Origin of the sequence: Flavobacterium sp. (assembly GCF_046073885.1) — a bacterium.
Taxonomy (GTDB): domain Bacteria; phylum Bacteroidota; class Bacteroidia; order Flavobacteriales; family Flavobacteriaceae; genus Flavobacterium.
This window is the reverse complement of record NZ_JBJTND010000007.1, coordinates 18302-33976: the sequence shown is the minus strand read 5'-3', so window position 1 is coordinate 33976 and position 15675 is coordinate 18302. Positions and strand designations below refer to the sequence as shown.

The 15675-nt window shown below is 35.2% G+C and carries 13 protein-coding genes; 1 reads left to right on the top strand and 12 read right to left on the bottom strand.

Annotated elements, in window-relative coordinates; translation table 11 throughout:
- Window positions 1-78: 78 nt before the first annotated feature.
- Genes ACKOWY_RS00695 through ACKOWY_RS00685 form a run of 3 tightly spaced genes read right to left on the bottom strand, consistent with a single transcriptional unit; the run spans window position 79 to window position 4149 of the window.
- Window positions 79-1263, bottom strand: coding sequence for an acetyl-CoA C-acyltransferase (locus tag ACKOWY_RS00695; protein ID WP_408939521.1), 1185 nt, complete (start codon window positions 1261-1263; stop codon window positions 79-81).
- 45 nt (window positions 1264-1308) lie between these two features.
- On the bottom strand, window positions 1309-3699 hold the full coding sequence (locus tag ACKOWY_RS00690; RefSeq protein WP_408939520.1) for a 3-hydroxyacyl-CoA dehydrogenase NAD-binding domain-containing protein: 2391 nt from the start codon (window positions 3697-3699) through the stop codon (window positions 1309-1311).
- Window positions 3700-3717: 18 nt separating this feature from the next.
- Window positions 3718-4149, bottom strand: coding sequence for a MarR family winged helix-turn-helix transcriptional regulator (locus ACKOWY_RS00685; RefSeq protein WP_408939519.1), 432 nt, complete (start codon window positions 4147-4149; stop codon window positions 3718-3720).
- 435 nt (window positions 4150-4584) lie between these two features.
- Here ACKOWY_RS00685 and ACKOWY_RS00680 point away from each other — a divergent pair, with 435 nt between their 5' ends.
- Window positions 4585-5349 (top strand): DNA-binding response regulator, encoded by a 765-nt coding sequence (locus ACKOWY_RS00680; RefSeq protein ID WP_408939518.1) that lies wholly within the window; start codon window positions 4585-4587, stop codon window positions 5347-5349.
- A 4-nt stretch (window positions 5350-5353) separates the two neighbouring features.
- Here ACKOWY_RS00680 and ACKOWY_RS00675 read toward each other — a convergent pair whose 3' ends face one another.
- From ACKOWY_RS00675 to ACKOWY_RS00635, 9 genes are all read right to left on the bottom strand, one after another.
- Window positions 5354-6100, bottom strand: coding sequence for an Asp/Glu racemase (locus ACKOWY_RS00675; protein WP_408939517.1), 747 nt, complete (start codon window positions 6098-6100; stop codon window positions 5354-5356).
- Window positions 6101-6152: 52 nt separating this feature from the next.
- Entirely contained in the window at window positions 6153-6614 is a 462-nt protein-coding gene (locus ACKOWY_RS00670) for a hypothetical protein (protein WP_408939516.1), read from the bottom strand.
- Window positions 6615-6616: 2 nt separating this feature from the next.
- Window positions 6617-7525: a fumarylacetoacetate hydrolase family protein gene (locus ACKOWY_RS00665; RefSeq protein ID WP_408939515.1), complete on the bottom strand. Its 909-nt coding sequence runs from the start codon at window positions 7523-7525 to the stop codon at window positions 6617-6619.
- Window positions 7526-7564: 39 nt separating this feature from the next.
- Complete coding sequence (locus ACKOWY_RS00660; protein WP_408939514.1) at window positions 7565-8674, bottom strand: cupin domain-containing protein; 1110 nt, start codon at window positions 8672-8674, stop codon at window positions 7565-7567.
- 17 nt (window positions 8675-8691) lie between these two features.
- Window positions 8692-9672 (bottom strand): carbon-nitrogen hydrolase family protein, encoded by a 981-nt coding sequence (locus tag ACKOWY_RS00655; RefSeq protein WP_408939513.1) that lies wholly within the window; start codon window positions 9670-9672, stop codon window positions 8692-8694.
- Between the two features lie 9 nt (window positions 9673-9681).
- Entirely contained in the window at window positions 9682-10104 is a 423-nt protein-coding gene (locus ACKOWY_RS00650; RefSeq protein ID WP_408939512.1) for an acyl-CoA thioesterase, read from the bottom strand.
- Window positions 10104-11675: a T9SS type A sorting domain-containing protein gene (locus ACKOWY_RS00645; protein WP_408939511.1), complete on the bottom strand. Its 1572-nt coding sequence runs from the start codon at window positions 11673-11675 to the stop codon at window positions 10104-10106. Before ACKOWY_RS00645 ends, ACKOWY_RS00650 begins: the two co-directional genes overlap by 1 nt.
- Before the next feature lie 129 nt (window positions 11676-11804).
- On the bottom strand, window positions 11805-13394 hold the full coding sequence (locus ACKOWY_RS00640) for an AMP-binding protein (RefSeq protein ID WP_408939510.1): 1590 nt from the start codon (window positions 13392-13394) through the stop codon (window positions 11805-11807).
- Window position 13395: 1 nt separating this feature from the next.
- A complete protein-coding gene (locus ACKOWY_RS00635) occupies window positions 13396-15675 on the bottom strand; it encodes a bifunctional salicylyl-CoA 5-hydroxylase/oxidoreductase (protein ID WP_408939509.1) in 2280 nt (759 codons plus the stop codon).

The window sequence follows — 15675 nt, the reverse complement described above, 5'->3', positions numbered from 1 at the left end:
CATTCCGAAGGAATCTTAATTGTAATTCCATATTTATTATTTGATTTCTACGTAACGACAAAACGATGTTGAATTTATTTAGTATAGTAGTTCATATATACCAGCGCATCCTTGCCCGGTTCCAACGCACATACTTACCATTCCGTACTTACTTTTTCTCAGTCGCATTTCTTCAAATAATTGTACGGATAATTTGGCTCCGGTGCATCCTAGTGGATGCCCCAATGCAATGGCGCCACCATTAACGTTTACGATATCTGGATTCAAACCTAATTCTCTGATTACCGCTAATGATTGAGACGCAAAAGCTTCATTTAGCTCAATTAAATCAATATCATTTAAAGATAATCCGGCTTGTTTTAAGACTTTCGGAATTGCTTTTACAGGCCCAATTCCCATAATTCTTGGTTCAACTCCAGCAGAAGCAAAGTTTACCAATCGCGCAATTGGGGTAACACCCAATTCTTTCACCATCTCTTCACTCATTATTAAAACAAAAGCCGCTCCATCACTCATTTGTGAGGAATTTCCTGCTGTAACACTACCATCGGCTGCAAATACAGGTTTTAATTTTCCTAATGCTTCAATATTGGTGTCAGCTCTTGGACCTTCATCTTTGGAAACTACATACGATTTGGTTTCTTTTTTGCCATTTTCATTGATGAATGTTTGTTCTACGGTAATTGGTACAATTTGATTTTCAAATTTTCCTTCTGCCATTGCTTTTAAAGCTTTTTGGTGGGAGTTGAAGGAGAATTCATCTTGATCTTCTCTTGAAATTGCAAATTGTTTGGCAACAGCTTCAGCAGTTAAACCCATTCCCCAATAATAATCTTCGTGCCCTTCTTTTGTTATGGCATAATCTGGGGTGGGTTTGTAGCCACCCATCGGAATAAAACTCATGCTTTCGGCACCACCTGCAATAATGCAATCTGCCATTCCACTTTGGATTTTTGCAGTCGCCATTCCGATAGTTTCCAATCCGGAAGCACAATACCTGTTTACGGTAACCCCAGGAACATCAGTCACTTTTAACCCCATTAAGGATATTAAACGTCCAACATTCAAACCTTGTTCGGCTTCGGGCATGGCATTACCAACCATTACATCGTCTATTCGAGTTTTGTCAAAATCAGGTAAATCCTTCATCATAAATTGGATGGTTTCAGCTGCCAATTCATCGGGACGTTTAAATCGAAATACCCCTTTTGGAGCTTTTCCAACTGCAGTTCTGTATGCTTTTACTATATAGGCTGTTTTCATTTTTTTTATTTTAAATTTTAAATTATGAATTTATAATTCACAAAATTAATTACGAAGCGGTTTTCCTTTGGTTAACATAAACTGAATACGCTCCAATGTTTTTCTTTCCATGCAAAGCGATAAAAATGCTTCTCTTTCAATATCTAATAAATATTGTTCGCTAACTAATGTCGGTTCCGATAAATCGCCACCGGCCATTACATAAGCTAGTTTATTGGCAATTTTCAAATCGTGTTCGGATATGTATTTTCCAGCTACCATTTGATTGGTTCCCACTAAGAACATTCCAAGGGCTTGTTTTCCTAAAACTTTAATGTCTGTTCTTCTAATCGGTTGGGTGTAGCCTTGATCTGCCATTTGCATAGCAACTTGTTTTGCTACTGCAATTTGACGGTCTTTATTCACCACTACAATATCTTTACCTTTTTGTAAGACGCCTAAATCAAATGCTTCATAAGCAGAGGTTGCTACTTTTGCCATTCCGATTGTAAGAAAATACTCTTGTAGCACATTCAGTTCTACATCATTTTTTCTATATAAATCGGAGGCACGCAAAGTCATTTCTTTTGAACCTCCGCCACCAGGAATTACACCTACACCAAATTCAACCAATCCAATATAGGATTCTGCTGCAGCAACTACGCGATCGGCATGCATGCTCATTTCGCAACCACCGCCTAATGTCAATCCGTGTGGGGCAACAATTACCGGGATGGAGGAGTAGCGCACGCGCATCATGGTGTCTTGAAAGTATTTTATTGCCATGTTTAATTCGTCGTATTCTTGTTCTACGGCCATCATGAATATCATTCCGATGTTGGCACCCACGGTGAAATTAGCTCCTTGGTTTCCAATTACTAATCCGCGGTATTCTTTTTCAGCAAGATCAATTGCTTTATTAATTCCGGCTAATACTCCGCCACCAATGGTATTCATCTTCGAATGGAATTCTAAATTCAAAATCCCATCTCCTAAATCAATAATACTGGCATCCAAATTACTCCATATTGTATTGCTTTCGCGAATGTTATCTAAAATAATAAAGGCATCTTGCCCCGGAACTTTCTCTTGCGATTTGGTTGCAATATTGTAATAATGTGTAGCTCCGTTTTTTACAGTGTAAAAAGTAGAATTTCCAGAAGCTAACATTTCATTTACCCATTCAGCAGAGGTGTATCCTTCGGCTTTCATTAATTCGATCGCATTTTCAATTCCAATGGCATCCCAAATTTCAAAGGGTCCATTTTCCCAACCAAATCCAGCTTTCATAGCATCATCAATTTTGTAAAAATCATCAGCTATTTCTGGGATTCTATTGGAGCAATACGAAAACATTGCAGCAAAACTTTTTCTGTAAAATTCTCCTGCTTTATCTTTTCCATTAACCAATACTTTAAATCGATCAATCGGTTTTTCTATGGTTTTAGTTAATTCTAAAGTTGCAAAAGAGGCTTTCTTTGCAGCTCGGTATTCTAAGGTAGTTAAATCTAAAGATAGAATTTCTTTCCCAACTTTTTTGTAAAACCCTTGTCCAGTTTTACTACCCAACCAATTGTTTTCCATCATTTTGGAAATAAAATCGGGAAGTTGGAATAAATCGTGTGCTTCATCATTTGGGCAACCTTCATACAAACCATTAGCCACATGAACTAAAGTGTCCAACCCAACTACATCAACTGTTCTAAAAGTGGCCGACTTAGGTCTTCCAATTACGGGACCTGTTAGTTTATCTACTTCTTCAATAGTTAGTCCCATTTCTTTTACCAAATGAAACAAACTCTGAATTCCGAAAATTCCAATTCGGTTTCCGATAAATGCAGGAGTGTCTTTTGCTACGACCGATGTTTTTCCTAAAAATTGCGAACCATAATTCGTTAAGAATTCTAAAACTTCTGGAGTTGTTTTCGGACCCGGAATGATTTCGAATAATTTCAAATAACGAGCAGGATTAAAGAAATGAGTCCCGCAAAAATGCGCTTGAAAATCATCGCTTCTGCCTTCACTCATGAATTTAATAGGAATTCCGGAGGTATTTGAAGTGATTATTGTTCCAGGTTTACGGAATTTTTCTATTTGTTCAAATACTTGTTTTTTGATATCCAAACGCTCTACAACCACCTCAATAATCCAATCGCATGATGCTATTTCAGGGAGATTGTCGGTTGTGTTTCCGGTTGTGATTCTGTTGGCAAACTTTTGACTGTAAATAGGAGAGGGGTTTGATTTAAAAGCATTCGCCAAATGGTCATTAGCAATTCGGTTGCGAACTGCTTTGCTTTCTAGGGTCAATCCTTTCTTATCTTCGGCTTCGGTTAATGAATTTGGGATAATATCCAACAGCAATACCTCAACACCAATATTAGCAAAATGGCATGCAATTCCAGATCCCATTATCCCCGAACCGATAACCGCTACTTTTTTTATAATTCTTTTCATTTTTTATTTGAATGTGGTTCAAAAAATCTTTTTCTCAGTAATTAATTCGTTAATCATTTCGGTAACTTCCATAAAATGATTCAGTTTTTCTTCAGGTATATTTTTCTTAATCGTTTCATTAAATTTCAAAACGGTTTCTTTAGATAATTCTCTTTTTTCTTTACCAAGTGGAGTTAGGTAAATCAATACACCTCGACCGTCCTCAGGATTTTTTTTTCGGGTAATTAATCCTTTTTCTTCTAATGTTTTTAGGGTTCGAGTTAATGAAGTAGGTTCCATTCCCATTCGGTTACTGATATAGGTTGATGGTGTTCCGTTTTCTTTATCTATACTTAATAATGCAAATCCAATAGCCATCGATCCATCAAATTTTGAAGCCTCTTCATTGTACATCCTTGAAACTGCCTGCCAAGTGGATCTCAGTAAATAGTCAATTGTTTTTTCTTTCATCAGAATTAATTATTAAATCAAATATACAAATAATTTATTATGCGCGCATAATAAATTTAAATAATATTAACATTTATTGCTTTTGAATTTTGTTTTAAGTCAATTATCCGTTTTTTTAGTGAATATTAATACAGCCCCTTAATATTATAAATATTTTTTTTGTAGGAATAAATACACATAATCGTTTAATTAATTATACATTCACAACTTGTTAATAAAGTAAAAAATATTAAATAATTTAAGTGTTATTTAATGGATTTTATGAATTGTTAAGAAGTTGTTTTGAAATTCAACTTTTTAATTGGTTACGGATAATAATATAAAAGTTGAATTAAGTTAGTTTCTTTCAACTAAATGAGGTTGTATTGAAATCTATTCGTAAATTAAAGTAAAATCTAAATTTAAAACTGAATTTAAATTGTTTAGTAATTTTATATGAGTAAAAATACCGTTCTTGTTATTGGTTCAGAATTACAGCTTTCTCAAAATATTCAAAGTATTTTAGAAAATGAAGGCTATGAAGTAGTTCTAAACATGGTAATTACAACTACTATTTTACAACAAATAGAAACAATAAAACCCCAGCTGGTTTTGATAGACAATGATATCAAGGGGAAAATAACAGCTACTGAAATTGGTAAATATTTATTGAATGCCGATTTAATTCCGTTTATGTATATTTCAACAAACGCAGACAATATCACTTTAGAAGAAATAAAAGTAACTCGACCTTATGGTTTTTTAGTGAAACCCGTTCGGAAAACAGAATTGAATGCATTGGTAAAAATCATACTTTACAATTATTCCCACAAGCATTTGGATTTACTAAAAACGGATAAAAAAGTAATTGAAGATGTTCCGTATCGTATTCGACATGTAATTAATTACATCAATGATAACATTTATGAAAAAATCGATATTGATGAATTAGCAAAGTTAACCAAATGGAAAAAGCATCACTTTATTCGAATTTTTTCAAGTATTATTGGAAATACGCCTTACCAATATATCTTGTTTCACAAAATGGAAATTGCTAAGGCATTGATTGAAGAAACTGATCAGCCGATAAATGAAATTGCCTTCGATTTAGGATTTGTTAATTACAGCAACTTTGGACATGTTTTTAAGAAAATCTGCCACACTTCGCCAGAGAACTATCGCAAAACAAAAAAGGCAAAAATTGCAATTGAATTATTGTAGCGAATTAGTATTTTCCACTTAAAAGTGCTCCACCAATACTTGATTTTGCTTCAATTCCAATTTTTTTCATCATTTCATAGGTAGTACAAACTGCTGCCGATGTCACTGGAATACCACATTCTGCTTGAATTAAATCGATCGCTTCCAAGGAAGGCATTTGAACGCATGCCGACGCTACCAACACATCTACATCGGTCAAATCCAATTGTTTGTATATTTCCAATAAGTTTATTGGGTTTTGAGCAGCTACTTCTAAATTATCTGGAATTTCAAGTGCGATACTTTGTTTTACTTTAATTCCTTGGTGTTCAATATAATCGACAACCATATCGGTTAATGGGCGCATGTATGGTGTAATAATCGAAATTTGTTTGGCACCTAAAACTTTTAATCCATTTATTAATGCTCCTGCAGAAGTTACAATTGGAGTAGGGAAGTCATTCGCTACTGTTTCTTGGTGTAAATTTACCTCTGAAACACAATGGTAACCGCGACCCATGCTCATAATGGCAACCAAACACGCATATCCCATAACATCTACATGCGCATCTGAAAGTTCTTGGGCACATTTCAAACTCATGGCATCCATGGCTTCTAGCTCTTCTTTGGTCACTTTTTTCATTCGCATTCTACTGCTATGAAACGTAAAACGCTCCGGTAAAATGGTTTCTCTCGCCTTAAATATGGCTGGTATTTCGGTTTCCATCGTCACATTGGAAGAAGGAACTATTTGTCCTATTCTGTATTTCATTTATTTTAGTTAAACGCAAAGACGCTAAGGTTTTCGCAAAGTTCGCAAATGATTAATCTTTAAATTTAATAAAGTTATGCATTAATTGATCCAAATCTGTGTTTGATTTAGGTTCGTTTTTAAAACTTAAATTAAGCACTAATGGTTGATTATTAACCATTCCAGAAGCCAATACTTTATATTTTAAATTGGAGTTTATTATTTTATAAATTTTTCCTTTAAATATTGATCCATTAGATATAAAACTGATTTCTGAGATTTCTTTTGCTTTAGTTTGAACTTCAAATTGTTTTATTAGTTGATATTGAACATTTTGATCAAACATCTCTTTTGAAAGATATAACCATTGAGCTGAAAAATTCTCATTTTCAATTTCGTATTCTGAATTAGCAATATAATTTGCAGGAACTTCAATTTCAACGTTAGCATAATTCACTTTTTTAATAATTGTATTTTGTGAATAGGTATTTAAACAAATGGAAATAAATGCAATTAATGTAATTTTTAATTTCATAATTATATTTCTTTAACTGTATTCACTATTGTTCCAATTCCTTCCACACAGGCTTCCACCACATCGCCATCATACATCCATTCTTGAGGATCTCTACCGGCGCCCACGCCTGATGGTGTTCCTGTTGCAATAATATCTCCAGGTTCAAGAGTAAACACAATGCTTAAATCTTCAATTAAATCATTGATATTGAAAAGCATAAACTGAGTGTTCGAATTTTGTTTTTCAACTCCGTTAACCTTTAACGATAAGTTCAAGTTATGCGGATTTTCGATTTCGTCTTTGGTTACCAAATAAGGGCCCATAGGCGCAAAAGTATCTTGCCCTTTTGAAACAATCCATTGGCCTTCTCTACGACAATCACGAGCAGAAATATCGTTGATTACGGTATAACCAAATACAAAATCCAACGCATCAGCATTTGCAACGTATTTTCCTTTTTTACCAATCACGACAGCCAATTCTACTTCCCAATCCAATTGAGAAGTTAGTTTGGTGTTTTTAATGATTTGGGTATTGGTTGCTGTAACCGTTGTAGGCGGTTTCGAAAAGATAATTGGTTTTTGAGGTAATTTACCGGTTGTGTCTAATGTTCTTGCACTTTCGGCAACGTGTTCGGTGTAATTCAATCCGATTCCGATGATGTTCTTTCTCGGTTTTTCAATCGGAGCAAGTAGAGTAACTTCACTCATTTCGTAGGAAATTTCTTCAAAGAAGTTCTCTGGAGTTTCCGCAATCATTTCAGTAATTTCTTCAATGATTTCGAATCCCAAGTCTATTAAATCAAGCATTTCATTTGGAAGCGGAAAATTGGAAATATCTCCAAAATCTTCCATGTCGATTACTTGATTGTTATGAAGAAAACCCAATCGAGGTTCTGTGTCTGCTGTTTTGTATGTAAGTAGTTTCATTTTTTATATGGTTCGAAGTTGCTAAGTAACTAAGTTTTATTATTGAATCAATTGATGTCCGTTATTTTCTAAATAGTCTCTTCCTTGAAATAGTCCCAATCCTTCAATTACCGGTAAATCATTAAAATTGAAAAGACAAGCATCTTCGGTTTCTGAAAGATTATGATGTTCGTGCCAAGCCCAACTCGGGACACAGAAAATATCGCGCTCTTTCCAATCGAATCGTTTACCATTAATGATGGAATAGCCTTTTCCTTTGGCGCATTGGTAAACAAAAGATCCGGTGTGTTTATGGGCTTTTCCTTTAAATCCTGCCGGTAACAATTGCATAGCCGCACCCATAGTTTGCATCACATGACCACCTGTTAAAGGATTGGAATACTGCATTAAGATTCCGTCAAACGGATTGATTTCGTTCACTTTTGCTACTTCCAATAAATTTGGATAGACATATTTCCAAGAATATTTAAAAAGAGGCGAGTAAGGTTTGTTCCAAGTTGTATCTGCCGGAATTAATCCTGCGCCACCAAAAGTCATTGGAGAATGATTGATAGGTTTTGTTAAAGGTTGTTTCCCATCATAAACGGCATAATCATTTGCTTCCAAAGCATTAACCAAAGGAATATCCAAACCATCTTGCCAAATACAAGTTTCACCATCTGCTTCAACACCATGCTCGTGCCAAGTGGAATTGGGTGTAATTACAAAATCGTTCACTTCCAACATGATTTTGTTTCCATCTACAACAGTGTATCCTTTGCTTCCTTCCATTATGAAACGCAATGCAGAAGCACGGTGACGGTGTGCCGAAGTGCTTTCGCCAGGACGGGTTACTTGAATTCCGGTATACAACCAACCTACAGCAGCCGACACGTCTTTTCGTTTGTCATTTACTAAATAAACCACACGACGACCGGCCTGTTCTGGGGTAACTAATTCGGAGGACTTTAAGACTAAGGCTCTCAAATCATCATATTTCCATAGCATTGGAACTGAGGTAGATCGTGGTTCCCAAGGTTCAATATCATTGGCAACTGTCCATAATGCACCTGCACCAAGCGTTTCTAATTCTTTGTAATAGGCCTCCAATTCAGGTGAATCCTGAACTCGAGCTCTTCCGTAAACATCATCTGAAAATTTATCTTCCATAATAAGTTGGCTTAATACTATTTTTTATTAAATTCTTCATGATTGTCAATAAAAGTGATTTTTCTGGTTGGAGCTGTGTTCACTCGTAAATCAAAAATATCAAATCGGTTGTAATGTCCTAAAATGTCGTGCATTTGCTTCGGTTGAATGCATTTTTCCAAATCAATATATGCATAGATCATTCCTTCTTCGTCAATTAATGGAGTTCCTATTACGGTGCCATTCGGACCAATAAATCCAGAGAAAGCAGAATTTTTTCTAGTCAGCAATTCATCAACATTTGGAACATCTGCTCGTAAAGCGTCTTTAATTTCTTGCGAAATGGTAGAACACGAAACGATTGTAAATAATTTTCCTTCAAATGAATGGGCTGCCGCACGAATTTTAATAGCTTCAGCCATGTCATAATCCGGTGGGGCAACCGGTAACGAAATGTAATTGGCGATATGAATTAATTCGCCTTGCGACAGCAAAGTGAATCGTGCCAAAGTATTGGTGTTTTCACCACAAGCTAAGGTTCCAATCGGACCAATTTCGGTATTGTATACTTTTAATGACGAACCATCGCCGGAGGTCCAAGTTAGTTTTTCCGCCCAAGTTGGTACTAATTTTCGGTGTTTGCCAATTAGATTTCCGTGGTTATCAATAATTAAATTGGTGTTGTAAATTTCACCATAGCTATCTCCGCGTTCGTTGATTCCAATAACAATATGAATGTTATTATCTTTTGCCGCTTGAAATAAGGGTTGCATGGATTCGTCAGAAACAGCAACCGAATTTTTATACAATTCTTCATACCATTTACTCCCTTGTACCGGAGTCATGATCCAATTCCAATACGGATAACCTGCTACAAAAACTTCTGGGAAAGCAATTAGTTGTGCGCCGTTGTTACTCGCTTCTTTTATGAAAGTGATTGCTTTTTCAATCGTTTTTTCTACATTTAAAAAAACGGGTGACGTTTGAACGGTGGCGGCTTTGAATTTGTTGAAATCCATTTTGTTAAATTATATTATAAATGAAGCTATTTTATTTTTCATTTCTTCAGAAAAAGGAGCCGCTTTAATATCGGTACGATCTTCATTAAATGCAACATTAACTAGAGTCACTTCGCCTTCTAAGCAAATAGCATTTTTCTCATCTTCAAATGAAAATCCGCAAAGAATGGAAGCACCACCTAAATTTTTTACCCATAATTTTTTAGTTAAGATTTCTCCCAAGCGGGCAGCTTTTTTGAATTGTACTTTCAAATCAACGGTTGGAATTCCATTAGTTTCGTGCATTTTTGAAAACGGACGCTCTAATGCTTCTTCAAACCAATCTTCGACTAAGCAATTCAGCATTTCTAGAAATCTAGGATAGAAAACTATTCCTGCATAATCTACATGCTGAAAACGAATTTTTTCTTGTTTTATAAAGGGTTGGTTCATTATTGTTTTATGAATTTAAATTGATATTTATTTTCTCCAGAAAAAACTTCAAGAATATAATATCCAGAGGATAATCTCTCTACATTTATATGTGTTTCTGATTGTTTTTGATCCATTATTATTTTACCACAAATATCAGAAATAACTATTTTATCTATTGATAAATTATTGTCAAGTTTTATATTTAATAGGTTATTTGCAGGATTTGGATAAACTAAAAATTGATTATGAGTGAATTCAGTATTGAATAAAGAATCAGGAGTAAGTTTTATAATCCACGCATCCCAAAGGCCATTATTTACAGTTACATTACCATTACTTGAAGTACTTATACCTGAAATAATATATCCATTATCATTTGTGATTTCAATATTACTCGCGGTTTCAGATTCAGTACCTCCGAAACATTTTTTCCATAATACTATACCAATGCTGTTTAATCTTATCAGCCAATAATCGCTAATGTATTGTGAATGATTTCCAGTAACATCACCATCATTTGATGTTGTAGAACCTAAAATAATATACCCTCCGTCTGCAGTTGTTTTTACCGATACCCCATTATCATTAATCGTACCCCCTAAAGATTTTTGCCATTGTATATTTCCGCTACTGTCTGCTTTCATTACCCACAAATCCGAGTTACCATTACCGCTAGTATCTGAAGGAAATCCGTGATGTCCTGAAACATCCAAGTCATTACTTAATGAACCACCAATAAGTACAAATCCCGAATCACTTGTTGGAGCTATTTCACCAGCACTTTCACTATAGGATCCACCATAATGTCTTTGAAATAAAACGTTGTTGCCTAAGCTGTCTATTTTTTTAACAAAAATATCGCTATAATATGTAGTTACGTTACCCTCAGTAATACCATTAGGAGAAGATGCAACATATTCAATTAAAAAAGAATTGTCGAGAGTTTGCTTTATATTTATTTTGTATCCAGTTGAATAGATATTATCTTGAAAAGATTTTTGCCAAATTATGTTTCCTTCTGCGTTTAATTTTAATATCCAACATCCCGAATTTGGTAGAACGGCAGTAACATCTCCATCGTGAGAACCGCTATATCCAGCTAAAGCATAACCTCCATCTGAAGTATTGATAACTGTATCGCAATAATCATCCAGACTTCCGCCGAAACATTTTTTCCACTCTACATCCCCCAAAGGATTTAATTTTATTATTAGGTAATCTTTATTTCCGTGGTTGCCTATAGCATCAAAATCGGTAGAAGCAGTATAACCTGCAACTAAATATCCACCATCAGATGTTGTTACAATACTTCGCCCGTAATCCAATGCAGTTCCTCCTAATAATTTTTGCCATTCTAATTCTCCTGTTGAATTTATTTTAATGACCGAAATATCAAATGATCCATGATTATTTATGCAGTTACCTGTTGTTGAGTTTGTTGATCCTACTAAAATATAGCCTCCTTCAGGAGTTTGTTTTATTTCTGCAGTGTAATCATTATTACTCTCGCCAAAAGATTTTTGCCACTGAATAGCAGGTGCCTGAGCAAAACAAGTAATGCTAAATAAAAAGAGTAATAGTTTTTTCATAAATTTTTCAATTAAAATTTATTTCGTTGAGCTTCTTTTTTGAATTATACTTTCAAATCTACTATTGTAATTCTTTTGGTTTCATGCTGAAAACGAATTTTTTCTTGTTATATAAAGGGTTGGTTCAACTTACTTTAATTTAAATCGTTGTATTTTTCCGGTTTCAGTTTTTGGCAAAGCCTCAGTAAAATTAATTACTCTTGGATATTTGTAGGGCGCAGCCACTTCTTTAAACCAATGTTGGATTCTGTTTTTCATCGCATCTGAAGCTTTATCTTTATCTTTCAATACAATATGCGCGCAAACCAACATACCGCGTTCTTCATCGGGTAAACCCACAACAGCACATTCTAGAATATCCTCGTGAGTCAAAAGTACGCTTTCTACTTCAATTGCAGCAATGTTGTATCCAGAAGAAATGATCATATCATCGCCACGAGCCACAAACCAAAGGTATCCTTCATCGTCTTTTCTAAAAATATCACCGGTAATATTCCATCCGTTTTCAACATATTCTCGTTGCTTGTCCTCACGATTTAAATATTTACAACCTGTAATTCCTCTCACGGCTAATCTTCCAGGTTCGTTGGTTGGCATTTCGTTTCCGTTAAGGTCAATTATTTTGGCTTCATAACCTGTTATCGGTAATCCGGTGGCTCCAGGTTTCATGTTTTCTTCATTGGAAGAAATGAAAATATGCAGCATTTCTGTAGCTCCAATTCCGTCAATTATCTTTAATCCGGTAGCATCGTACCAATCTTGCCAAACTTTTAAAGGCAAAGTTTCTCCTGCCGAAACACATTTTCGCAAACTAGAAATATCGTATTCTTTTACTTTGGTTGTGATGATTCTCCAAGCAGTTGGAGCGGTAAAGCAAATGGTGATTTTATGTTCTTGTATTGCATTTAATATTACATCAGGGCTTGGTTTTTCAATTAAAAAAGTCGAAGCACCAAAATACATGGGAAACAAAACCAATCCACCTAATCCAAAGGTAAAACCGATTGGAGGGCTTCCAGTGAAAATATCATTGGAAGTAGGTTGCAAAGAATATCTTGGAAAACACTCACAAATATTTAAAATGTCTTTGTGGAAATGTGAAGTCATTTTGGGTAATCCTGTTGTTCCTGAGGTAAATCCAATGAGTGCAACGCTATCTTTATTGGTATTATAATTAGAAAAAGTAGTAGGTTTTGACTTCATCAATTCCTCCAATTGAGAATTTCCATAAATACAGATTTGTTTTAGATATTCAGATTTCACCTGCATCATTTCCTCTTCCAACTCTTTATCGCAAAACGCATGAGAAATTTGTGCGCAATCAATAATTGTGGTCAGTTCTTTCTCTCTAAGTAGCGGCATGGTAGCAACAACTACACCTCCTGCTTTTAATACGGCATACCAACAAGCGACCATCATTGGGTTATTTGCTGAACGAATCAGTACCCGATTTCCCGATTTGAAATTTAAATCTTCAACCAATACGTGTGCTATTTGATTTGCCTTTTCAAATAGTTCTTGATAGGTCCATGTTGCATCAAAAGTTCGGATGCAAACGCTATTGCCGCGACCTTCTTTAATATGATTGTCCAACAATTTATCTACACAATTCAGTATTTCTGGATGTTGAAATTGAGGTAAATCGGTAAATAGATAATCAGGTTGTAATTCCTGATTTGGTAAATTGTCATGAGCAAAATTATCTAAATAAGGCATCATTTTATTTCTTATTACTTTTTGGTTTCAATGCTTTTTTCATTCCTTCCAATTGTTTTCTTTCGGCTGCTTTTAAAGGATATAAATGGGATATTCCTGCTTTGTAGGAATTTGGAATTTCTGTTTCTAATTGTTCGTAGGCTTGAGCATTTCGAACAAAATAAGGATCCAACAACAAAGGTCTTCCAAGTGCTACAATATCGGCTCTTCCATTAAGAATAATGGTGTTAATTTGATCAATGTCTTGAATATAACCCGCAGTAATAGTTGGAATATGAACGGTATTTCGAACGGCATCAGCAAAAGGCGTTTGCCACATTCTACCCGTTTGGGGCTTTTGATTTGCCACGGTGTTACCCGTTGAAACATTAATAATATCGGCGCCCGCTTTCTTGAATTCAGAGGCTATTGTAAATACATGTGCTTCAGAAATACCGTCTTCAGCCCAATCGGTTGCAGAAATTCGAACGGACATTGGTTTTTCTTTTGGAAAAACGGCACGCATTTCGTTAAAAACACGTAATGGAAATTTCAATCTATTTTCAATGCTTCCGCCAAATTCATCTTTTCTTTTATTTGTAAGTGGAGATAGGAAGGAAGCCAATAAAAATCCATGATGCGCTTGTAATTCGATTAAATCAAAACCTGCTTCATTTGCATTTTTAGTAGCCTGAACAAACTCAGAAACAATTTGATCCATATCGGAAACAGACATTTCTTTTGGTACTGCAAATTTTTCAGTATAGGCTAAAGGTGAAGCAGAAAGTAATTCCCAACTATCTTGTAATGGTTCGCCACCTTCCCATGGTTTTTTGGTAGCACCTTTTCTGCCTGAATGACCCAGTTGAATTCCGATTTTAGTTTGCGTATTTTTATGAATAAAATCAGTTATTTTTTTCCATTCAACTAATTGATTGTCATTATATATTCCTGTACAACCTAAAGTTATTCTTCCTGTTTCTGATATTGCTGTTAATTCGGTTAATATCAATCCTAAACCACTTAAAGCTCTTGAAGTATAATGTTGAAAATGCCAATCATTTACAACCCCATCTTCGGCTTGATATTGCCCCATTGGAGCCATTGCAATTCTATTTTGCAATTCTAAATCACGTAATTTAAATTTAGAAAAAGCAGCAGGAGCAGAGAGTTGATTGTTGTTGAACTCTGCCAATACTTTGTCGGTGAATGATTTATCGCGTAATCTTAGATTTTCATACGTCACTTTTTTAGATCGAGTCATGCATCCAAAAGCAAATTGGTAAAAAGGATGTTGCATGTTGCGATCCATATTTTCAAACCAATCTAGCGAAACTAAAGCCGCATGCTGTATCATTTCTACCGTATTTCTTCTAAATATATCATATTGCTGAAACGCCGCTTGCACATCAGTTGGATTTGCAATTACTGCATCGGATAAACCAATCGCACAGTCCATTGCTAATTTAGTTCCAGAACCAATAGAGTAGTGGGCTGTAGCTTTAGCATCGCCTAGTAAAACGATATTTTTATGGTACCAATTTTCGTTGGTTACATGTGGAAATTGACGCCAATGTGATTTATTGGTAAGCAATGGATGTCCATCCAATTCTTCTTTAAATAGTTCGGAAATTTTTGCAATGGTATCTTCTTCATTAGTTACTTCAAAACCATGTTTTTCCCAGGTTTCATTGCTGCATTCGAAAATCCAAGTACTTCGATTTTCTTCGTATTGGTAGGAATGGGCAACAATTGTTCCATGTGGGGTTTCTCTGAAAAAATAAGTAAATGCATCCAAGGGTTTGGTTGATCCCAACCACACAAATCGGTTTTTCTTTAAAGCAATTTTGGTTCCAAATTCTTTCTCGTATTTAGTTCTAATTCCACTTGAAATTCCATCGGAAGCAAGAATAATATCGGCATCGGCATATTGAGATAAATCATCAATATTTTGTTCAAAATGTAAATTCACACCTTCTTCAAGGCATCTTTGTTGCAGTAATTGCAATAAGGTTTTTCGAGAACAGCCGCAAAATCCGTTTCCGGCAATGCTAACTTGCTCGCCATTTCTTGCTACAATTATGTCATCCCAATAAGCAAATTTGCTTCGAATTAATTCGTACGACTGCATGTCGCGTTTTAAGAATTCACCTAACGTTTCATCTGAAAAAACAACTCCAAATCCAAAACTATCATCGGGTTTGTTGCGTTCGTAGATATCTATTTGGCAATGCGGCATTGCTTTTTTGGTAAGAATCGAAAAGTAAAGTCCGCCAGGACCACCGCCAATAACTGCTATTTTCAT